Origin of the sequence: Roseomonas indoligenes, assembly GCF_017813365.1 — a bacterium.
Classification (GTDB): domain Bacteria; phylum Pseudomonadota; class Alphaproteobacteria; order Acetobacterales; family Acetobacteraceae; genus Roseomonas; species Roseomonas indoligenes.
Genome location: NZ_JAGIZA010000002.1, coordinates 427372 through 446540, shown reverse-complemented (window position 1 = coordinate 446540; position 19169 = coordinate 427372). Strand labels below are relative to the sequence as shown.

Here is a 19169-nt window from a genome sequence, read left to right as displayed (position 1 = left end):
CGGGAAACACCGGCCGGGGTCCGCCCCGGCCGGCACGGAACGCCCGCCCCACCCCGGGGCGGGCGTTCGCTTTTTCAGCCCTTTCAAGGGATAAGGGCACAGGCCCCCGCGGCCCCTGGACTTTCCACCCCATTCCGGTCCATGACCCGCGCCGATCATCCAGACCCCGCCCCTGCCCGGCCCCGCGGCCGCGCCCGGCGCGTGACGCAGGAACCGCCAGATGGCTGCCGAGACTTCTCCCACCTTCGACAAGGTGGCCGACATCATCGCCGAGAACAGCGAGGTCTCCCGCGACAGCATCACGCCGGAGAGCCACGTGACCGAGGACCTGGGCATCGATAGCCTGGACTTCCTCGACATCGTCTTCGCGATCGACAAGGCCTTCGGCATCAAGGTGCCGGTGGAGAAGTGGACGCAGGAGGTGAACGCCGGGGAGAAGCCCGCCGAGCACTACTTCGTCATGAAGAACCTCGCGGCCCGCATCGACGAGCTGGTCGCCGCCAAGAGCGCCTGAGGCGCCGATGCGCCTCGAATACTTCCAGATGATCGACCGCGTGGTGTCGCTGGAAGGCGACGCCATCGTGGTGGAGAGCCGCGTTCCGGAAGCCAGCCCCGTCTTCGAGGGCCATTTCCCCGGCCATCCCCTGGTGCCCGGCGTGCTGCTGGTGGAGACGATGGCCCAGGCCAGCGGCTGGCTCATCCTCGGCCGCAACGGCTTCGCCCAGATGCCCTTCCTGATGTCGGTGAAGGAGGCGAAGTTCCGCAACTTCGTCGGGCCGGACGCCCCGCTGGATGTCACCGCCAAGGTCACCCATGACGGCTCCGGCTACACGGTAACGGAGGCGCGCGTGACCAGCGCGGGCAAGCGCATCGCGGACGCGGAGATCCTGCTGCGCTCCATGCCCTTCCCCCACCCGGACCTGGAGGCCGCCATGCGCGCCAACGCCGTGCGGATCGGCCTGCCCGGGCACGCCGCATGACCCGGCACGAGGTGGTGATCACCGGCATCGGCCTGGTGACGGCGCTCGGCGAGGGGCCGGACGCCCACTGGAACGCCCTCTCCGCCGGCACCGCCCCGGTGGTGGACGAGGCGACCTACGCCCCCTGGCCGGTTCACCCCCTGCCCGCCCTGAACCTCGACGCCCAGATCCCCAAGAAGGGCGACCAGCGCCAGATGGAGCCCTGGCAGCGCCTGGGCACCTACGCCGCTGGTCTCGCCATCGACGACGCGGGCGCGCGCGGGCTGGTGGAGGACATGCACCTCATCGTCGCTGCCGGCGGTGGCGAGCGCGACCTAGCGCTGGACGAGCAGGTGAACACGGAACTCGCGGACCACAGCGACGGCGGCGGCGACCGGCTGAACGAGCTGCTGGCCACCGGCCTGCGCCCCACCCTCTTCCTTGCCCAGCTCTCAAACCTGCTGGCGGGCAACATCTCCATCGTCCACGGCGTCACCGGCTCCTCCCGCACCTTCATGGGCGAGGAGAGCGCGGCGGCCGACGCGGTGCGCATCGCCCATGCCCGGCTGGCGGAAGGCCGTGGCGGCATCGCCCTCGTCGGCGGCGCCATGACGGCCCAGCGCTGGGACCTGCTGCTGCTCTACCGGGGTGGCGAGGGCATGTACCAGGGCGCCTTCAAGCCGCTCTCGGCGCGCCAGGGCATGGTCCTCGGCAGCACCGCCGGCTTCCTCGTGCTGGAGACGGCGGAGCACGCCGCCGCCCGCGGCGCCCGCGTGCTGGCACGGCTGGATGCGGTGGCCAGCGACACCAGCCGCCGCGTCACCCCCGGCGAGTCCGCTGCTGCGGCCCGCGCCCTGCTGCCCCGCGTGGCGCCGGATGGCGTGGATGCCGTGATCTCCGGCAACTCGGGTTCCCCCGCCGCCTCGGCGGAGGAGGACGCCTTCCTCCGCGAGCTGAACCTTCCGGTCCGCCGCCCCGCCAGCCTCATCGGCCACGGGGTGGAGGGCGCCTTCCCCGCCCATGTCGCCCTGGCCGCCCTCGCCCTCTCCCGCGGCGGCTTCTACGCCCCCATGGACCCGGCCGACGCTGGCGAGGCCGCCTCCCCCAACCGCGTCCTCGTCACCGCCTTCGGCCAGTGGCGCGGCGAGGCCCTGGCCACCCTGTCTCGCCCCTCTGCAACCAAGGCGGGGAACACCTGATGCGCGACCATCTCGGCCGCCCCCTCGTTGCCGTCACGGGGATCGGCGCCGTCACCGCCCTCGGCTTCGGGGTAAAGGACAATTGGTCCCGGCTGCTCGCCGGCCAGTCCGGCATCCGCCGGATCACGCGCTTCCCGACCGAGCACCTGAAGACCACCATCGCCGGCACCGTGGACCTGCCCGGCGACGAGGGCTTCACCAGTCCCGTGCGCGTGGAGCGGATGGCCGCGATGGCGATCGAGGAAGCGGTCGCCGAGTCCGCGATCGGCACGAAGGGCGCCTTCCCCGGCCCCCTCTTCCTCGGCATGCCGCCGGTTGAGGTGGAGTGGCCCCACCGCTTCTCCCTCGCCCGCGCCGGCGACCCTACCTATCCCGGGATGACCGCGGCCGCAGCCGGCCGCGCGGACATCTACGAGACCTGCCTCTACGGCGGCGTGGGCGAGCGCCTGGCGGCCCGCTTCGGCACCCGCGGCGCGCCGATCACCACCACCACGGCCTGCGCCACGGGCGCCACCGCCATCCAGCTGGGGGTGGAGGCGATCCAGCGGGGCGAGACGGATGCCTGCATCGCCCTCGGCGCGGACGGCACGGTGCAGCCGGAGGCGCTGATCCGCTTCTCCCTCCTCTCCGCTCTCTCCCAGCGGAACGACGACCCCACCAAGGCTTCCCGCCCCTTCGAGAAGAACCGCGCAGGCTTCGTGATGAGCGAGGGCGCGGCCGCCCTGGTGCTGGAGAGCTACGAGGCGGCGAAGGCGCGCGGCGCCACCATCATCGGCCTCGTCGCCGGCGCGGGGGAGCGGGCGGACAATTTCCACCGCACACGCTCCAACCCCGATGGCCGCGCCATCGTCGGCGCCATGCGGAACGCCCTGGCCGATGCGGGTCTGGAGCCGGGCGACATCTCCTACGTGAACGGCCATGGCACCGGCACGCCGGAGAACGACAAGATGGAGAATTTCGGCATGCGCGCCGTGTTCGGCGAGAGCGCGCCGCCGATCTCCTCTAACAAGAGCATGATCGGCCACACCCTCTCCGCCGCCGGCGCGCTGGAGGCGGTGTTCTCCCTGCTGACCATCCGCGACGGCCGCCTGCCCCCGACCATCAACCACGACGAGCCCGACCCGAGCATCACGCTGGACGTGGTGCCCAACGTGGCGCGGGACGCGACGGTGAAGCACGTGCTCTCCAACTCCTTCGGCTTCGGCGGGCAGAATGTCTGCCTCGTCCTCTCGGGGGAGCCGCGCTGATGCGTGCCCTTCGCCTACATGGCGACCGCGACCTGCGGCTTGAGGACATCCCCGAGCCCCCGCCCCCCGCCCCCGGCGAGGTCCGGCTGCGGATGCGCGGCATCGCCCTGAATCACATCGATGTCTGGGGCTGGCGCGGCATGGCCTTCGCCCAACGCAAGCTGCCGATCTGCGTCGGCGCGGAGGCGGTGGGCGAGATCGACGCGCTCGGCGAGGGCGTGGAGGGCTGGAAGGTCGGCGACCGCGTGGCCCCCTACGGCGCCCAGACCTGCGGCCACTGCCACGCCTGCCTGGAAGGCCGCGACAACCTCTGCGAGAACGTCGCGGGGGTGAAGGGCTTCCACCTCGACGGCTTCGCGGCGGAATACGTGAACCAGCAGGCCCGCCTGCTGGTGCGCGTGCCGGATGCGGTGGAGACGAACGACGCCGCCTGCGCCGCCATCACCTTCTCCACCGTCGAGCACATGCTGTTCGACAACGCCCGCCTGCAGCCCGGCGAGACGATCCTGGTCCACGCCGCCGGCTCCGGCATCGGCACCGTGGCGATCAAGGAAGCCAAGGCGCTCGGCTGCACCATCATCGCCACCGCCGGCGACGACGAGAAGTGCCAGAAGGCGCTGGCGCTCGGCGCCGACCACGTCGTGAACTACAGCGAGAAGAACTTCTCCTCCGTCGCCCGCCGGGTCACCAACAAGCGCGGCGTGGACGTGGTGTTCGAGCATGTGGGTGCCAGCACCTGGGCCGCCTCCCTCCTCTCGCTCAAGATGGGCGGCCGCCTCGTCACCTGCGGCTCCACCTCCGGCGTCTCGGCCGAGACGAACCTGATGATGATTTTCCAGCGCCAGCTGAGGATCTTCGGCAGCTTCGGCGCCTCCATGCGCAACGTCGCGGACGGGCTGGGCAAGATGGCCGGCGGCATGTCCCCCGTGCTGGACCGCGTGATCCCGCTGGAGAACTTCGCGGAAGGCCTGGACCGGCTGGAGAGCCGCCGGGTCTTCGGCAAGATCGTGGTGACGATCTAACCATGGCGAAGAAGGGCGGAGGGGCCGCGGACGCCGCGCTGTCCGCCCTGACGAGTCTGGGCTTTGCCGTGCCGCGCGCGCTGGGCCCCGTTCTCGGCCCGCGCGTCGGCTCCGCGCTGGCCCGCCGCCTGGGGCCGCTGACCAAGGCCCACCGCATCGCCATGGAGAACATCGCCGCCGCCTTCCCGGAGAAGGACGCGGCCTGGCACCGGCGGATCGCGGACGAGGCCTGGGACAATCTCGGCCGCGTCTCCGCCGAGTACGTCCACATCAACACGATCTGGGATCTGACCGAGGCGCGCGACCCGGAGGCCCGCATCCAGATCGACGACGCCACCTTTGCCCGCTTCGGCGAAATCCGGGCGAATGGCGGCCCCTGTCTCGTCTTCGCCGCCCATCTGGCGAACTGGGAACTTCCGGCAGTGGCCGCCGCCAAGCACGGGCTGGACGCCGCCGTCCTCTACCGCACCCCCAACAGCAAGCCCGTGGCGGACGCCATCCTGAAGCTCCGCAAGGGGATGATGGGCGAGTTGATCCCAGCCGGCCTCACCGCCCCGACCAAGCTCGCCAAAGCCCTGCAGCGCGGCGCCGTGGTCGGCATGGTGGTGGACCAGCGCTTCGGCCGCGGCCCGGTGGTGGATTTCCTCGGCCGCCCCGCCCATGCCAACCCGCTGTTGGCCAACCTGGCTCGCCGCTTCGACTGCCCCGTGCGCGGCGCCCGGGCCATCCGGCTGGAAGGCAGCCGCTTCCGCCTGGAGCTGACCGACCCCATCCCCATGCCCCGCGACGCCGAGGGCCTGATCGACGTCGCCGCCGCCACCCAGGCGGTGAACGACGTGATCGCCGGCTGGGTGCGCGAGCACCCGGGCCAGTGGCTCTGGATGCACCGCCGCTGGCGGTGATCCCGCCTCAGTGCGGGACCAGCGGCCAGAAGAAGGCGATCAGCGGCACCCCGGCCAGCACCACCATCACCGAGAGCGGCAGCCCCAGCCGCGCGTAGTCACCGAAGCGATACCCGCCCGGCCCCATCACCAACGTGTTGCACTGGTGCCCAATGGGGGTGAGGAAGTCGCTCGCCGCCCCCAGCGCCACGGCCATCAGGAAGGGATCGGGGTTCAACCCCAGTTGCTTCGCCAGCGTCGCCGCGATCGGCCCCATCACCAGCACTGTCGCCGCGTTGTTCAGGAAGGGGGTAACGGCCATGGCCAGCACCATGGTCACGCCGAGCGCCACCATCCCCGGCAGCCCCTGCACCGCCGTTGTCAGCCATCCCGCCAGCAGCCCCGTCCCGCCGGTGTGCTGGATGGCGCCGCTCACCGGGATCAGCGCGGCCAGAAGCACCACCACCGGCCAGTCCACCGCCTCATAGGCCTCGCGCGTCGTCATCACGCGGCAGACCAGCAGCGCCACCACCGCCCCGAAGAAGGCCACGCCCACGGGCAGGGCTCCAACGGCCACCAGCACCATTGCCGCCGCTAGAACCCCCAACGGGATCCAGGACCGCCGCCCACGCCCCAGCGCCATGCCGCGCTCCGCGAGCGGCAGCACGCGCAACTCGCCAAGGTTGTCCGGCATCGTCGCGGCCAGGCCGCGCAGCAGCACCACATCGCCGGCCCGCAGCCGCAGCTGGGACAGGCTCTCCCGGATCTGCCCCCGTCCCCGCCGGCTGACCGCCAGCAGCGAGACACCGTGGCGGCTCCGCAGCGTCAGCGCCGCCGGGGTGCGCCCCACCAGCGGGCTCTCCGCCGTCACCACGCCTTCCACGACCTTCTGGTCGTCCGCATCGGATTCCGGGGCGTCCGGCACCGCGCGGTCCTCGTCCAGCTCCAGCCCGGCGCGGGCCACCAGCCGCTCTAGCTCCTCCGGCTCGCCCCGCAGCAGCAAGCCCTCGCCCGCCTCCAGCCGCCGGCCCGGCGAGGGCACCGCGGTGATCGGCGCCACCCCCGATCCCAGTTCCCCCGTGGCAGGCCCTGTCCCCTTCGGCGGAAGAATGGCGGAGATCCGCACGTCGCCCTCGGCCAGCGCCTCCAGCTCGGCCACGCTCATGCCCACCGCCTCGCCCTCGCGCGGCAGGCGGGCCTCGATCGTGTACTCTCCGATCTGGAACGCGGCCTCCAGGGAGGATGCGCCCTTGCGCCCGCCGGGCAGCAGCCGCCAGCCGATGGCCAGGAAGGCCAGCGTCACCGCGCAGATGCCCAGCCCCACCGGCGCGTAGTCGAACATGCGGAAGGGCTCGCCCGTCAGCTCCCCCCGCACGCGGGCCATGATGATGTTCGGTGCCGTGCCCACCAGCGTCACCACGCCGCCCACCATGGCGGCGAAGGACATGGGCATCAGCATCGCTGCCGCAGGCGTGCCCGTGCGGCGCGCCAGCTGCAGCGCCACCGGCATCATGATCGCCAGGGCCCCGACATTCTTCGTGACCATCGCCAGCAGCATGGTGCAGGCCGCCAGCACGGGCACCTGCAGCGCGGCGCCGCGAAGATGCGGGACCAGCGGCCGCATGATCACCTCGACCGCGCCCGACTTCGCCACGGCGTGGCTGATGACGAGCGCGGCGGCCACGATCACCACCACATCGTCCGCGAAGCCCTCGAAGACCTTGTTCGCGGGGACCACGCCGATCAGCACCCCCGCCAGCAAGGCGCCCAGCGCCACCGCGTCGTAGGCGAAGCGCCCCCAAAGAAACAGGCCGATGGTTACGGCCATCAGCCCGAACGCCAGCCCCTGATCGAGTGTCATGAACCCCTTGCCGCAACGCCCGGCCCGCGGGCGTCCCCAATCGTCGGCCGCGATCGGCCGCGTAGGGGCCAGAACCGGGCGGCACGCCGGGGGTTGCGGGGCTTAATGCATGCTGGGCAAGCGCCCTCGACCATCTCCCGAGGACCGTCGCTGCACGATCGGCGCCCCGACCAGGTCCTTAAGCGCCCACCCCGCCTTCACCTCGCAGCATGCGAATGATGCCGGAGAAGTCCGTCTCCCCACCGCCCGCCTCCACGAAGCGCCGGTACAGGTCCAGCGCCTTCGCCCCCATCGGCGTCTCCAGGCCGGCCTCGGAGGCTGCCTGCTGCGAGAGCCCCACATCCTTCACCATCAGCGCGGCGGCGAAGCCCGGCCGGTAGTCGCGGTTCGCCGGGCTGCTCGGCACCGGCCCGGGCACGGGGCAGTAGGTGGTGAGCGACCAGCACTGGCCGGAGGATTTCGACGCCACCTCGAAGAGTGCCTCGTGCGAGAGGCCGAGTTTCTCGGCCAGCACGAAGGCCTCGCAGGTGCCGATCATCGAGATCGCGAGCAGCATGTTGTTGCAGGCCTTGGCGGCCTGCCCCGCTCCCGCATCCCCGCAATGCACCACCGTGCGGCCCATGGCGCCGAGCACCGGCTCGGCCCGGCGGAAGGCCTCCTGCGGCCCGCCGACCATGAAGGTCAGCGTCCCCGCCTCCGCGCCCATCACGCCGCCGGAGACCGGCGCATCGAGGAAGGATTGCGCGCAGGCCTCCGCCACGCCGCGCGCGGTGCCGACATCGATGGTGGAGCAGTCCAGCAGCACCGCGTCCCGCTCCGCCGCGGCCGCCATCCCGCCCTCGCCGAGCCAAGCCTCCCGCACGTGCCTGCCGGCCGGCAGCATGGTGATGACGAAGCCCGCCCCCCGCGCCGCATCGGCGGCGGAGCTGGCGCGCCGCGCCTCCTCCACCCGCCCCATGGCCTCGACCGAAAGGTCGAAGACCGCCACCTCGTGCCCGGCCTTCGCCAGGTTCCGCGCCATCGGCGCGCCCATGTTGCCGAGTCCCACGAAGCCGATCCGGGCCACTGCTTCCTCCATCCATCGTTGCGGGGAAGGCTAGGCCGCGGCCCGGCCGGGGTAAATCAGTAGCCCACGGTGAAGCGGCGGCGGCTGTGCGCCGGCGTCTCCAGCTCGTCCGACAGGGCGATCGCGAAATCCTCGAAGGAGATCCGGCTCTCGCCCGCCACATCCACCAGCAGGCTGTCGCCGCCCAGGCGGAACCGACCCGTCCGCTCCCCCGGAACGAAGAAGGCGGAGGGCGAGAGGAAGGTCCAGTCCAGCGCCTCCTCCCGCCGCAGCCGGTCGAGGAAGGCGGCACCGGCCGTCGCCTCGGCCTTGTAGGCCGCCGGGAAGTCCGGCGTGTCGACCAGCCGCAGGCCCGGCGCCACCTCAAGGCTGCCCGCACCGCCGACGACAAGATAGCGCGGCACGCCCGCCGCCTTCACGGCGCCGATCAGCGTCTCCGCGTCGCTGGCCAGGAAGTGGACGCTGCTGACCACCGCGTCATGCCCGCGGAGGAGGGCCGCCAGCGCATCGCGGTCGTTGGCATCCCCGGCCCGGAAGGTCGCGCCGGGCGGCAGCGCGCCAGGCGCCTTGCGGGCGATAGCGGTCACGGCGTGTCCGCGCCGTGCCAGTTCCGCGAGGATGCGGGAGCCCGCATTCCCGGTGGCGCCGATAAGGGCGATGTTCATGGAAGCTGTCCTGTTCCGGTTTCCGACGGAAACCAGCTATCCTTCTCCCATCCAGGTGTGAAGAAGGCACTTACCGGTGCCCAGGTCACCCCGCGGTAACCATCCGGAAGACCCGACCATGCAACCCGACGCCTACGACCCGGCCTGCCCCACGCGCCTCGTGCTGGACCGGATCGCCGACAAATGGGCGGTGCTGGTCCTCGGCCTCCTCGCGGGCCGGCCCACGCGCTTCAACGCCATCCGCCGCGCCGTGCCGGGGCTTTCGCAAAAGGTCCTGGCCGAGACGCTGCGGCGTCTGGAGCGGGATGGGCTTCTCACGCGCACCGCCTTCGCCACCGTGCCGGTGACGGTGGAGTACGCCCTGACCCCCTTGGGCGAGACCCTTGCCGAGACCGTGGACGCGCTGCGCGTCTGGGCCGAGACCCACATCGGCGCCGTGCAATCGGCCCAGCGGGCCTATGATTCGCGCCTGGTGGAGGGGGCCGCCTAGACCGGAACCTCCCCTGGCGGCTTCAGCGCCGTCAGCACGAAGGAGGACCGGGTCTCCTTCACCCCGGGCATCCGCAGCAGCGCCCGCATCGAGAAATCCGCGTAGGCCTCGAAATCCGCGGCCAGGACGTGCAGCAGGTAATCCATCTCGCCGCTCATCGCGTAGGCGGCCAGCACCTCCGGCCGGGCGGAGAGCGCCCGCTGGAATCCCTCCACCACCTCCTCGGCGTGGCTGGAGAGCGCGACCATGACGAAGGCCTGCAGCGGCAGCCCCACCCGCCCGGGATCCAGGACGGCGGCGTAGCGGGCGATCACCCCTTCCTCCTCCAGCCGTCGCACCCGCCGTTGGCAGGGCGTGGGCGAGAGCCCGACCCGCTCGGCGAGCGCGACAACGGGCAGCCGCCCGTCCTGCTGGAGCGCCCGGAGGATGCGCCGGTCCGTCCCGTCCAGCAAAGGAGTGTCTTTCGCCACTGTGAGGCCGCCCTGAGGTGAATTCCGCCCATAATAGGCTCCGTCGGTAAGGAATTCGCCCATTTCCTCTCCCGGCTCACCGCTAGGCTCGTCCGCAACGACGAAAGCGGGAGACGACACCATGGAAGGCACCATCCAGCCGGCCGGGACCAGCGCGGACGGCATCATCGGCACCGCCACCCTGCCCACGGGCCTGCGGGGCGACTACCACCGCGCCGCCGCGGACGGCACGCTGCCGGAAGAGGACATCCAGCGCTCCGAGGCCGACCACGGGACCTGGCGCACCCTCGTCGCCCGCCAGCGCGCGATCTATCCGGGCCGCGCGGCCACTGCTTGGCTGCAGGGGCTGGACCGCCTGCACTGCGACACGGCTGTTCCCACCCTGCGCGACGCCTCCGCCATCCTGCGCGAGGCGACGGGCTGGTCCCTCGTTCCCTGCCCCGGCCTGTTGCCGGATGCCCAGTTCTTCGCGCTGCTGGCGTCTCGCCGCTTCCCGGTGACGGAGTGGATCCGCCGGCCGGAGGAGCTGGACTACATCGTGGAGCCCGACATCTTCCACGACTTCCTCGGCCACGTGCCGCTGCTGACGCAGCCCGACTACGCCGGCTTCCTGGAAGCTTACGGCCATCTCGGCCTGGAGGCAGAGCGCCGTGGCGCGCTCGCCCCACTGGCCCGCTTCTACTGGTTCATGGTCGAATTCGGCCTCATCGCGGAACCCGAGGGGCTGCGCGCCTATGGCGCCGGCATCCTCTCCTCCCGCACGGAAACCCTGCACGCCCTTTCCGGCACGCCCCGCCGCCTGCGCTTCGACATGGCGCGCGTGCTCCGCAGCACCTACCGGATCGACGACGTCCAGCCCGTCTACTTCGTCATCGAGAGCTACGCCGAACTGTTCGAGGCGGTCGCCAAGGCCCCCGCCCTGCTGGACGCGGCCCTGAAGGCCGAACCCATCCCGCCGGGCGGCGCCACCGCCGCGGATGAGCCTTGGCGCGGCTGAGCCGGGCGCCGGAACCGCACGGGCCGCATCGCCAGCCGGCGATGGGGGTGGCGGAGCCGCGTCCTGCCTAGCCCGGCACGGGGCGAGCGCGAGACGCGCCCGCCTCATCCAGCAGGCGACCTTCCGCCCGCAACGCCTTGCGCCGCGCCTCCGCGTCCCGCAGCGCGGCCAGTTCCTCCACGGCCCGTTCCGCCGCACGGGCCGCGCCCAGCCCGACAGCCGCCTCCTCCGCTCGCGCGGCCGCGCTTCGGACTCCCGCCTCGGCCGAGTCCCGCGCCGCCAGCCCGCGCGGAAGCCAGACGGCGTGATCCGGCCCGCCGATATCCGCCTCCCGCCGCAGCGCCGCCCCGGCCTCCGCGACGCCGGCCTCCGCCAGGGCTCGCGCCAGGGCCGCCTCCGAGACGCGCCGGCGCGCCTCCATCACCGCCGCCCCACGCAGGCGCGCCAGAACGGCCAGCGGGTCGCGCCTCATGCGGCCGGCCCCATGGCCAGGGACAGCGCCGCAAAGGCCCCGGCCACGCTCCCGCCCTCCTCCTTGCCCTGGCGCAGCACGTCCTCGATCAGCGGCGCCAGCCGCACCGCCTCGTCCACCGCCGGGTCGCTGCCCGCGCGATAGGCACCCAGGCGCACCATGTCCGCCATGTCCCGGTGCAGGGAGAGGATCCTCCGCGCCCGCGCCAGGATCGCCCGCTCCGGCGGCTCGAGGCAGCCTGGCACGGTGCGGGAGAGGCTGCGGAGCACGTCAACGGCCGGGTAGCGCCCGCCTTCCCCGATCCGCCGGTCCAGCACGACATGGCCGTCGAGAATGCCGCGCACGGCGTCGGCGATCGGCTCGTCGTGGTCGTCCCCCTCAACCAGCACGGTGAAAAGCCCGGTGATGGAGCCGACGCCGCCCTCAGCACCCGGCCGCTCGGCGCCGGGCCCCGCCCGCTCCAACAGGCGCGGCAGCTCCGCGAAGACGCTCGGCGGGAAGCCCCGCGTCGCCGGCGGCTCCCCGGCCGAGAGCCCGATCTCCCGCAGCGCCAGCGCGAAGCGCGTCACGCTGTCCATCATCAGCAGCACGCGCTTGCCGAGGTCCCGGAAGTGCTCCGCCACCGCCATGGCCGCCAGCGCCGCGTTCCGCCGCATGAGCGGCGCCGAGTCGGAGGTGGCGCAGACCACGACGCTCCGGGCCAGCCCCTGCGGCCCGAGATCGTCCTCGATGAACTCGCGCAGCTCCCGCCCGCGCTCGCCCACAAGACCGATCACCGCAACGTCGTAATCCGCATGGCGCGCCAGCATGGACATCAGGCTGGACTTGCCGACGCCGGATGCCGCAAAGAGCCCCAGCCGCTGTCCCTGGCGGCAGGTCGCGAAAGCGTCCAGCGCGCGGACGCCGAGATCGATTCGTGGCCCGAGCCGGGCGCGCGTTCCGGCTTCGGGCGGTGGCGCCCGAAGGGGACGCGCCACGCCGCCCCGCGGTAGGGGCCCGCGCCCGTCCACCGGCCGCCCCGTCGGGTCCACCACCCGCCCCAGCCAGGCCGCGCAGGGATGCAGCATCACCGGACCCGCGTCCTCCACCCGCGCACCAACGCACACGCCTTCCAAGCCATGCCGGGCAACCGCCGCCGCCGTCCCCGGACGAACCGACACAACCTCCGCTTGTATCGTATTACGAGACTGATTGATGATATTTATACAACCTCCAACGGGCGGAAGTGGGTGAAGACCCCGAACCTCCAGAGTAAGCCCTTGCACGGTCCGAACTCGGCCATGCCCGTGAATTGCATTTACAAACAGTAACTTGTTTCCGCCCAGGGCAGCGTGGGCAATCGACTGACTTCGCCGATATCTCATTTTATGATCCATTGTCTCGTATCTTAGTACGGCAAACTGATGAAAATCCCCTTCACTACTCGCGCAGAAGTTGTCCTAATGCTCTCAGAACGAGAGGAGAACACGGGATGCGTATCCTGCTTGTTGAGGATGATCTCACCACTGCCCGCGGCGTGACCCTGATGCTGAAGACCCAGGGCATGATCGTGGATGCCGCCGACACCGGGGAGGAGGCGCTGGAGCTCGCCCGCCTCTACGACTACGACATCATCGTCTTGGACCTGATGCTGCCGGACATGGAGGGCTACGAGGTGGTCCGCCGCCTCCGCGCCGCCCGCCGCGCGACCCCGGTCCTTATCCTCTCCGGGCTTTCCCGCCCGGCCGCGAAGGTAAAGGGCTTCGGCCTCGGCGCCGACGACTTCATCGTGAAGCCCTTCGACAGCCAGGAGTTGATCGCCCGCATCCAGGCCATCGTCCGCCGGACCAAGGGCTTCAGCCAGCCGAGCGTCGCAGTCGGCAACCTCACCCTGGACCTCGGCGCGCGGGAGGCACAGGTGGAGGGCCGCTCCGTCCACCTCACCGGGAAGGAGTACGCGATCCTGGAGTTGCTCACCCTCCGCAAGGGCATGGTGATGACGAAGGAAGCCTTCCTGAACCACCTCTACGGCGGCATGGACGAGCCCGAGGTGAAGATCATCGACGTCTTCATCTGCAAGCTCCGCAAGAAGCTGGCCCAGGCCGGGTGCGACGAGCTGATCGGCACTGTCTGGGGCCGTGGCTATGTCCTGCGCGATCCCTCCGCCGCGCCGATCCGCAGCGCCGCGGCCCTGCGCGCCCCGGAGACCCCGGCCACCCAAGCCGCTGCCTGATGCCGGTCCGGGATGGCCCAGGCCGCTCCCCTGGCGCGGGGCGCGGCCTGGGTCCGTCCCGTGTCGGGTCATCTTCCCGGCTGGGCCCGCCCCGCTACCCCGCGAGGGCCATCCGGGGCGCAAGCGCGTAAACGCCGCGCTCTCCCTCCACAGTCGCGAAGCGGTCCGTCAGCCCCAGCACTGTCTCCGCCCCGCCGAGATAGAGCACCCCGTCCGGCGCCAGCCGGGTCGCCAGGGCGGAAAGCACGCGCCCTTTGGTCGGCGCATCGAAGTAGATCAGCACGTTGCGGCAGAAGATCACGTCGAAGCCGCCCAACGGACGCAGGTCGCCCAGCAGGTTGCCCGTCTCGAACCGGACCGCCGCCCGCAGACTTTGGGATATCCGCCATCCCCCGGCTTCCTGCCGGAAGTGCTTCACCAGCATCTGCACGGGGAGCCCGCGTTGCACCTCGAACTGGGAGTAGGTCCCCTCCCGCGCGCGCCGGACCACCTCGCCGCTGAGATCCGTGCCGATCACCTCCAGCCGTGGCAGCAGCCCCAGCGAGTCGGCCACCATCGCCACCGAATAGGCCTCCTGCCCCGTGGAGCAGGCGGCGGAGAGAACGCGCAGCCGCTGCCCTGCGCCCCGTGCCGCCGCGATTTGCGGCAGCGCCCGCTTCAGGTGCTCGAAGGGCTTTCCGTCCCGGAAGAAGAAGGACTCGTTGGTGGTCAGCGCCTCCGTCACGGCGGCCGCCAAACGCTCGCTGCCCGGTGCGCGCAGCCTCGCCGCCAGCACATCGAGGCTCGCGATCCCCTCCGCCCGCATCAGCCCGCCCAGGCGCGTGTCCAGCATGTAGGCCTTGTCCGCCCCCAGGACGATTCCCGACCGCGCACGCACCAGGGCGGCGACCGTCTCGAACGCTGCGCTCACGAAGCCATCCTCCCTGTCTCCCCGGCCATGGCCGCCACCCGGGCCGCCAGCCGCTCCGGCGGCCCCAGCTCCCGCGCGATCCCCGCCCGCGCCACGGCGCCCGGCATCCCCCACACCACGGATGAGGCCTCATCCTGCGCCAGCACCACCGCGCGTCCGGCGGCCAGCGCCCGGCACCCGGCCAGCCCGTCCTGCCCCATGCCCGTCAGGATCACCGCCAGCACCCGCCCGTCGCAGGCCCGCTGCGCGCTGCGCAGCAACGGGTCCACGGCGGGCCGGCAGAAATGCTCCGGCGGGTCATCGCGCAGCCGCGCCAGCAACCCCGATGCGCCCCGCTCCACCAGCAGGTGCCGGTCTCCCGGCGCCAGGTAGGCCCGGCCGGGCCGCAGCGCCTCACCGTCCCGCGCCTCCGCCACGCGCAGCGGCCCCACCCGGTCCAGGTGGTCCGCCAGCATGGCCGTGAAGCCCGCCGGCATGTGCTGCACGATCACCACGGGCACGATCGGCACGGGACTCAGCGCCCGCAGGAAGGCGGCCAGCGCCTGAGGCCCTCCGGTGGAAGACCCCACCGCCACCAGTGCCGGCGCCGCTGCGGGCCGCACCGCCCGCGCCGGCGCACGGGGCGGCGCTGCAGCCAGTCGGCCAGGCGCGCGCCCCATCCGCGCCCAGCCCTTCACCTTCTCCAGCAGTTCCGCGCGGAACACGGGATCCATCGCCCCGCCCCCGCCCGCCCCGGGCTTGGGGATGTAGTCGGATGCCCCGGCCCGCAGCGCCGCCATGGCCGCCGCGGCGCCGCGCTGCGTCAGCGCGCTCGCCACGATGACGCTCGGCCGGGGCTCCGCCCGCAGCAGCAGCGGCAGGGCCGTCATCCCGTCCATGACCGGCATCTCGAGATCCAGCAGCACCACATCCGGCCGGGCCGTGGCCAGGGCGTCCAGCGCCTGCCGCCCGTCACCCACCCGCGCAACGACCTCGACCGCGGGATCCGCCCCCAGCAGCCGTGCCAGGATGCCGCGCACCGTCGCGCTGTCGTCGCAGATCATCACGCGCACCGGCCGCGCGCCCGGCTCCTCTCCCGGCGGCGCGCCGGGATGCGGGCCGCTCACGCGGCCTCGTCGGGCAGCAGCCCCAGCACCTCGAGCTTTCCCGCGAGAATCGCGTCGTCGAAGGGCTTCATGATGTACTCCTGCGCCCCGCCCTCCAGCGCAGCCAGGATGCGGGAGACGTCGCTCTCCGTCGTGCAGAGCATGATCTGCGGCTCGTCCGGCCCGAACTCCGCCCGCGCATGGTGCAGGAAGGTGATGCCGTCCATGACGGGCATGTTCCAGTCCAGCAGCACCAGCGTCGGCATCGCCGCGCGGCAGGCCTCCAGCGCCTGCCTGCCGTCCTCGGCCTCGCGCACGGCGAAGCCGCGCGCCTCCAGCATTCGCCGGGCGGCGCGGCGCACCGTCCGGCTGTCATCCACCACAAGGCATTCCGGCATGGCGCGTCCCCTCAGCCGATGTCCAGGACGCGCTCGACGTCCAGCATGATGAGGAGCCGCGTGCCGCCGGGCTCCGCGGCGGCCGCGTGCTGGTGCACGCCCGCGCAGACCTCCCGCCACAGCGGATCGAGCGTCGGCGGGTTCGGCGCCAGGCCGGCGTCCGGCAGAGCCAGCACCTCGCCCACGGAATCCGCCAGCAGCGCGTAGAGCTCACCGCCCCCCTCCACCACCACGCTCATCGGGAAAGGCGCGCCCGGCTCGCGCGGCGCCAGACCCAGGCGGCGGCGCAGGTCCACGGCCGTCACGATGCGGCCGCGCAGGTTCAGCCCGCCCGCCACCTCGGGCGGCGCCAGCGGGATGGGCGTGATCGTCTGCGGCCCGAGGATGTCGCGCACCCCGAGCACCGGCACGCCGCAGAGCTGCCCCGCGACGGTGAGGGTGAGAACGGCCGTATCCGTCGGGGCGGGCACGGCGGCCCGGCGCGCGGGCGCCGTACCTGTTGCGATGGCAGCTTCCATGTCCTGTCTCCCGTCTCAGCCCTGCGTGCCCGCCATGCAGCCGCGCAGCGCGTCCAGCAGCGCGTCGCGGTCGAACTTCGGCACGTGCCGGTCGAAGCCGGCCTCCCGGCTGCGGCGCACCGCCGCCTCGTCCGTGAGGGAGGTGAGCGCGACGAGCGGCGTCTCCTGCCAGACCCCGCCGTCGCGGGCGGCGCGTGCGAGGCCCAGCCCGTCCAGCTCCGGCATCTCGATGTCCGAGACGACGGCGTCGAAGCGCTCCCCGGCCTCGCGAAGCCTCAGCGCCTGCGTGCCCGTCCCGGCCGTCACCACCTCGAACCCTGCGGCGCCGAGGGCGGGGACGAGCATGTTGCGGAAGAAGGCGCTGTCCTCCACCACCAGCAGCCGCGGGCGGCGCGCATCGGCGGGGCGCTGCGGCCCAAACCAGTCCTCGCCCGCCTGGCGCAGCCACCAGGCGCAGTCGATCACCTCTGTCGCGCGGCCCGCGATCACGGCGGTGCCGAGATAGCCCGGCCGCTCCTGCCCGTTCTCGATCTTCAGCGTTTCCTCAACCACGTCGAGGATCTCGTCCACCGCCAGGCCCATGGCGCGTCCGCCGTCGTTGAACACCAGCACCGCCTGCCGCCCTCCCGCAACGGGGGCCACCCAGCCTTCAGCCATGGGGATCAGCGGCATCAGCGCGCCGCGGTACTGCACCACGGGCTGACCGTGCGACATCTCGATCCGCTCCGCCGGCAGGTCCTCCAGCCGCGCCACCAGCCCCAGCGGGACCGCGCGCGGCCCGCCAGTCCCTGCCCGGAACAGCAGCAGCGACATCCGCTCGGAGGAGGCGGCGCTGACCACCGCGGCCCCGCGCCGGTCCTCCTGCACGCCCTCCGCCCCCACGCCCGTCGCACGGGCGATGCCGTTCGGGTCCAGGATCATGATCACCGAGCCGTCGCCGAGGATCGTGTTGCCGCTGAACATCGTCACGTGGCGCAGGATCGGTGCCACCGGCTTCACCACGATCTCCTCCGTGTCGAAGACCCGGTCCACGATGATGCCGAACAGGTTCTGCCCGACCTGGGTGACGACGACGAAGCCGCCATCCTGCGCCCCGCCCTTCTCCTCCAGCCGCAGCAGGCGCGAGAGGGAGACGAGCGGAAGCAGGCGGTCCCGCAGGCGCAGCACCGGCGCGTCCTTGATATGCGTCACGCCGTCGCCCGCCCGCACCAGCTCCACCACGCCGATCTGCGGGATGGCGAAGCGCTCACCTCCAGCCTCCACGATGAGGGCGGAGACGATGGCCAGCGTCAGCGGTATCTTGATGAGGAAGGTCGTTCCCTTCCCCGCGCGCGACCGCAGGTCGATCGTGCCACCAATTTTCTCGATGTTCGTCTTCACCACATCCATCCCGACGCCGCGGCCGGAGACGGAGGTGACGGCGGCGGCGGTAGAGAAGCCGGCGCGGAAGATGAAGCGCTGGATGTCGCGCTCCCCCATCGCCGCGAGTTCCTGCTCCGTCGCCAGCCCCTGGGACAGCACCTTGGCGCGGATCTTCTCCACCGCCAGGCCGCGCCCGTCGTCCCCCACCTCGATGATGATGTGCCCGCCCTCGTGATAGGCATCGAGGATGATGCGCCCGGCCTCGGGCTTGCCCGCCTCGCGCCGCTCCGCCGGGCTTTCCAGCCCGTGGTCGCCGGAATTGCGGACCATGTGCGTCAGCGGGTCGCGGATCATCTCCAGCACCTGCCGGTCCAGTTCCGTCTCCGCGCCGCGCATGTCGAGATCGATCCGCTTGCCCAGCTCGCGCGAGAGGTCGCGTACCAGCCGCGGCAGCCCCTTCCACGCATTTCCGATGGGCTGCATCCGCGTTTTCATCACGCCCTCCTGCAGCTCGGAGGTGATGTGGGACAGGCGCTGCAGCGGGCCGCTCAGCGCGCCGTCATTCCGGGCGCGCGAGAGCTGGAGCAGCTGGTTCCGCGTCAGCACCAGCTCGCTGACGAGGGTCATCAGGCTCTCCAGCACGTCCACGTTCACGCGCAGCGTCTGCGCCACCGCTACCGCCTCGGTCGCCGCCCCCGCCTCGGCTACCGGCACGGGAGATTGCAAGGCGGGCGCCGTCGCGATGGCCGGCGCGGGCGCGATCTCATCCGGCACCGCCGGCGCGGCGCGCGGGCGGGCGGGCGCGCGGCGCCGCCTCGGCCCCGGCATGCCGGGGGCAACAGTCTCTCCCGCAGCCTCGGGGACCGCCGTCTTCCTGGCCCGCCGCGTGGGGGGCTTCTGCTCAGGTTGAGGCTGGGGCGCGGCCGGCGCCGCATCCTCCGGCGCCACTTCTCCGGTGAACACCGCGTCCAGCTCGGCGATGATCGCGGAGTCGTCGCCCGCCGGCTCAGCGCCCGTGGCCTCCAACCCCGCCATGATCTCCCGCACGCGGTCCACCACCCGCAGGATCAGCGAGACACCGCCCGAGGTGACGGTCAGCGATCCGTCCCGGTAGCGCCCCAGCACGTTCTCCCCGGCATGGGCCACCTTCTCCAGCCGCGAGAGGCCGAGGAAGCCGCAGGTGCCCTTGATCGTGTGGATCAGGCGGAAGATCTCGCCGATCGTCTGCGGATCGTTCGGGTGCCGCTCCAGGCGCAGCAGGGCGGCGTCCAGCCCTGCCAGCCCCTCGCCCGTTTCGGTCAGGAAGTCGGCGATCAAGTCGTCCATCGGATCCCCGCAAGGCTTCAGCGGGGATC

Annotated in this window: 20 protein-coding genes; 9 read left to right on the top strand and 11 right to left on the bottom strand. The window is 72.2% G+C overall.

Annotated features, from left to right (window positions below):
• Window positions 1-220: 220 nt before the first annotated feature.
• From J5Y10_RS04490 to J5Y10_RS04465, 6 genes are read left to right on the top strand one after another with little or no spacing between them, the layout of a single operon-like run.
• Entirely contained in the window at window positions 221-514 is a 294-nt protein-coding gene (locus J5Y10_RS04490) for an acyl carrier protein (protein WP_209371115.1), read from the top strand.
• 7 nt (window positions 515-521) lie between these two features.
• Complete coding sequence (locus tag J5Y10_RS04485; RefSeq protein WP_209371113.1) at window positions 522-980, top strand: 3-hydroxyacyl-ACP dehydratase FabZ family protein; 459 nt, start codon at window positions 522-524, stop codon at window positions 978-980.
• Complete coding sequence (locus tag J5Y10_RS04480) at window positions 977-2158, top strand: beta-ketoacyl-ACP synthase (protein WP_209371110.1); 1182 nt, start codon at window positions 977-979, stop codon at window positions 2156-2158. The genes J5Y10_RS04485 and J5Y10_RS04480 overlap by 4 nt, the downstream gene beginning before the upstream one ends.
• Window positions 2158-3405 carry a beta-ketoacyl-ACP synthase gene (locus J5Y10_RS04475; protein WP_209371109.1) on the top strand — a complete coding sequence of 416 codons (1248 nt, stop codon included), beginning with the start codon at window positions 2158-2160 and terminating at the stop codon, window positions 3403-3405. The genes J5Y10_RS04480 and J5Y10_RS04475 overlap by 1 nt, the downstream gene beginning before the upstream one ends.
• Window positions 3405-4427: a zinc-binding dehydrogenase gene (locus tag J5Y10_RS04470; RefSeq protein WP_209371108.1), complete on the top strand. Its 1023-nt coding sequence runs from the start codon at window positions 3405-3407 to the stop codon at window positions 4425-4427. The genes J5Y10_RS04475 and J5Y10_RS04470 overlap by 1 nt, the downstream gene beginning before the upstream one ends.
• A 2-nt stretch (window positions 4428-4429) precedes the next feature.
• On the top strand, window positions 4430-5329 hold the full coding sequence (locus J5Y10_RS04465) for a lipid A biosynthesis lauroyl acyltransferase (RefSeq protein WP_209371107.1): 900 nt from the start codon (window positions 4430-4432) through the stop codon (window positions 5327-5329).
• Between the two features lie 7 nt (window positions 5330-5336).
• Here J5Y10_RS04465 and J5Y10_RS04460 read toward each other — a convergent pair whose 3' ends face one another.
• The 3 genes from J5Y10_RS04460 to J5Y10_RS04450 all read right to left on the bottom strand — a co-directional run bounded on the left by J5Y10_RS04460 (window position 5337) and on the right by J5Y10_RS04450 (window position 8900).
• Entirely contained in the window at window positions 5337-7169 is a 1833-nt protein-coding gene (locus tag J5Y10_RS04460; RefSeq protein ID WP_209371106.1) for an SLC13 family permease, read from the bottom strand.
• Between the two features lie 178 nt (window positions 7170-7347).
• Window positions 7348-8247: a 3-hydroxyisobutyrate dehydrogenase gene (mmsB, locus tag J5Y10_RS04455; RefSeq protein WP_245214290.1), complete on the bottom strand. Its 900-nt coding sequence runs from the start codon at window positions 8245-8247 to the stop codon at window positions 7348-7350.
• Between the two features lie 44 nt (window positions 8248-8291).
• The gene (locus tag J5Y10_RS04450; RefSeq protein WP_209371105.1) at window positions 8292-8900 is read right to left on the bottom strand and encodes an NAD(P)-dependent oxidoreductase; all 609 of its coding nucleotides are present in this window, start codon (window positions 8898-8900) and stop codon (window positions 8292-8294) included.
• A gap of 118 nt (window positions 8901-9018) precedes the next feature.
• Here J5Y10_RS04450 and J5Y10_RS04445 point away from each other — a divergent pair, with 118 nt between their 5' ends.
• Entirely contained in the window at window positions 9019-9390 is a 372-nt protein-coding gene (locus tag J5Y10_RS04445; protein ID WP_209371104.1) for a winged helix-turn-helix transcriptional regulator, read from the top strand.
• Here J5Y10_RS04445 and J5Y10_RS04440 read toward each other — a convergent pair.
• A complete protein-coding gene (locus J5Y10_RS04440; protein WP_342452839.1) occupies window positions 9387-9860 on the bottom strand; it encodes an Lrp/AsnC family transcriptional regulator in 474 nt (157 codons plus the stop codon). The two genes, J5Y10_RS04445 and J5Y10_RS04440, sit on opposite strands and share 4 nt — an antisense overlap.
• Before the next feature lie 121 nt (window positions 9861-9981).
• On the opposite strand from J5Y10_RS04440, the gene phhA reads away from it, so the two are divergent.
• Window positions 9982-10857 carry a phenylalanine 4-monooxygenase gene (gene phhA, locus J5Y10_RS04435; protein ID WP_209371101.1) on the top strand — a complete coding sequence of 292 codons (876 nt, stop codon included), beginning with the start codon at window positions 9982-9984 and terminating at the stop codon, window positions 10855-10857.
• Window positions 10858-10924: 67 nt separating this feature from the next.
• Here the strand turns inward: phhA and J5Y10_RS04430 are convergent, their stop codons facing one another.
• Together J5Y10_RS04430 and J5Y10_RS04425 are read right to left on the bottom strand one after the other, a co-directional pair.
• The gene (locus J5Y10_RS04430; RefSeq protein ID WP_209371099.1) at window positions 10925-11329 is read right to left on the bottom strand and encodes a hypothetical protein; all 405 of its coding nucleotides are present in this window, start codon (window positions 11327-11329) and stop codon (window positions 10925-10927) included.
• On the bottom strand, window positions 11326-12705 hold the full coding sequence (locus J5Y10_RS04425) for a FliI/YscN family ATPase (protein ID WP_408901570.1): 1380 nt from the start codon (window positions 12703-12705) through the stop codon (window positions 11326-11328). Before J5Y10_RS04425 ends, J5Y10_RS04430 begins: the two co-directional genes overlap by 4 nt.
• A 95-nt stretch (window positions 12706-12800) precedes the next feature.
• Between J5Y10_RS04425 and ctrA the strand changes: the two genes are divergently transcribed.
• Complete coding sequence (ctrA, locus tag J5Y10_RS04420) at window positions 12801-13541, top strand: response regulator transcription factor CtrA (protein WP_209371095.1); 741 nt, start codon at window positions 12801-12803, stop codon at window positions 13539-13541.
• 94 nt (window positions 13542-13635) lie between these two features.
• Here the strand turns inward: ctrA and J5Y10_RS04415 are convergent, their stop codons facing one another.
• The 5 genes from J5Y10_RS04415 to J5Y10_RS04395 are packed head-to-tail and all read right to left on the bottom strand — an operon-like array spanning window position 13636 to window position 19140.
• Window positions 13636-14451, bottom strand: coding sequence for a CheR family methyltransferase (locus tag J5Y10_RS04415; protein WP_342452838.1), 816 nt, complete (start codon window positions 14449-14451; stop codon window positions 13636-13638).
• A complete protein-coding gene (gene cheB, locus J5Y10_RS04410) occupies window positions 14448-15557 on the bottom strand; it encodes a chemotaxis-specific protein-glutamate methyltransferase CheB (RefSeq protein ID WP_342452837.1) in 1110 nt (369 codons plus the stop codon). Before cheB ends, J5Y10_RS04415 begins: the two co-directional genes overlap by 4 nt.
• Window positions 15554-15934 carry a response regulator gene (locus J5Y10_RS04405; RefSeq protein ID WP_209371094.1) on the bottom strand — a complete coding sequence of 127 codons (381 nt, stop codon included), beginning with the start codon at window positions 15932-15934 and terminating at the stop codon, window positions 15554-15556. Before J5Y10_RS04405 ends, cheB begins: the two co-directional genes overlap by 4 nt.
• An 11-nt stretch (window positions 15935-15945) precedes the next feature.
• Window positions 15946-16452: a chemotaxis protein CheW gene (locus J5Y10_RS04400; protein WP_209371092.1), complete on the bottom strand. Its 507-nt coding sequence runs from the start codon at window positions 16450-16452 to the stop codon at window positions 15946-15948.
• 15 nt (window positions 16453-16467) lie between these two features.
• Window positions 16468-19140, bottom strand: coding sequence for a hybrid sensor histidine kinase/response regulator (locus tag J5Y10_RS04395; protein WP_209371090.1), 2673 nt, complete (start codon window positions 19138-19140; stop codon window positions 16468-16470).
• Window positions 19141-19169: the final 29 nt, after the last annotated feature.

What these genes read in the sequence shown, in the direction of transcription:
- J5Y10_RS04490 (WP_209371115.1), top strand. Translation starts at nt 221, where the DNA reads ATGGCTGCCGAGACTTCTCCCACCTTCGACAAGGTGGCCGACATCATC.
- J5Y10_RS04485 (WP_209371113.1), top strand. Translation starts at nt 522, where the DNA reads ATGCGCCTCGAATACTTCCAGATGATCGACCGCGTGGTGTCGCTGGAA.
- J5Y10_RS04480 (WP_209371110.1), top strand. Translation starts at nt 977, where the DNA reads ATGACCCGGCACGAGGTGGTGATCACCGGCATCGGCCTGGTGACGGCG.
- J5Y10_RS04475 (WP_209371109.1), top strand. Translation starts at nt 2,158, where the DNA reads ATGCGCGACCATCTCGGCCGCCCCCTCGTTGCCGTCACGGGGATCGGC.
- J5Y10_RS04470 (WP_209371108.1), top strand. Translation starts at nt 3,405, where the DNA reads ATGCGTGCCCTTCGCCTACATGGCGACCGCGACCTGCGGCTTGAGGAC.
- J5Y10_RS04465 (WP_209371107.1), top strand. Translation starts at nt 4,430, where the DNA reads ATGGCGAAGAAGGGCGGAGGGGCCGCGGACGCCGCGCTGTCCGCCCTG.
- J5Y10_RS04460 (WP_209371106.1), bottom strand. Translation starts at nt 7,169, where the DNA reads ATGACACTCGATCAGGGGCTGGCGTTCGGGCTGATGGCCGTAACCATC.
- mmsB (WP_245214290.1), bottom strand. Translation starts at nt 8,247, where the DNA reads ATGGAGGAAGCAGTGGCCCGGATCGGCTTCGTGGGACTCGGCAACATG.
- J5Y10_RS04450 (WP_209371105.1), bottom strand. Translation starts at nt 8,900, where the DNA reads ATGAACATCGCCCTTATCGGCGCCACCGGGAATGCGGGCTCCCGCATC.
- J5Y10_RS04445 (WP_209371104.1), top strand. Translation starts at nt 9,019, where the DNA reads ATGCAACCCGACGCCTACGACCCGGCCTGCCCCACGCGCCTCGTGCTG.
- phhA (WP_209371101.1), top strand. Translation starts at nt 9,982, where the DNA reads ATGGAAGGCACCATCCAGCCGGCCGGGACCAGCGCGGACGGCATCATC.
- J5Y10_RS04430 (WP_209371099.1), bottom strand. Translation starts at nt 11,329, where the DNA reads ATGAGGCGCGACCCGCTGGCCGTTCTGGCGCGCCTGCGTGGGGCGGCG.
- J5Y10_RS04425 (WP_408901570.1), bottom strand. Translation starts at nt 12,705, where the DNA reads ATGGATCATAAAATGAGATATCGGCGAAGTCAGTCGATTGCCCACGCT.
- ctrA (WP_209371095.1), top strand. Translation starts at nt 12,801, where the DNA reads ATGCGTATCCTGCTTGTTGAGGATGATCTCACCACTGCCCGCGGCGTG.
- J5Y10_RS04405 (WP_209371094.1), bottom strand. Translation starts at nt 15,934, where the DNA reads ATGCCGGAATGCCTTGTGGTGGATGACAGCCGGACGGTGCGCCGCGCC.
- J5Y10_RS04400 (WP_209371092.1), bottom strand. Translation starts at nt 16,452, where the DNA reads ATGGAAGCTGCCATCGCAACAGGTACGGCGCCCGCGCGCCGGGCCGCC.
- J5Y10_RS04395 (WP_209371090.1), bottom strand. Translation starts at nt 19,140, where the DNA reads ATGGACGACTTGATCGCCGACTTCCTGACCGAAACGGGCGAGGGGCTG.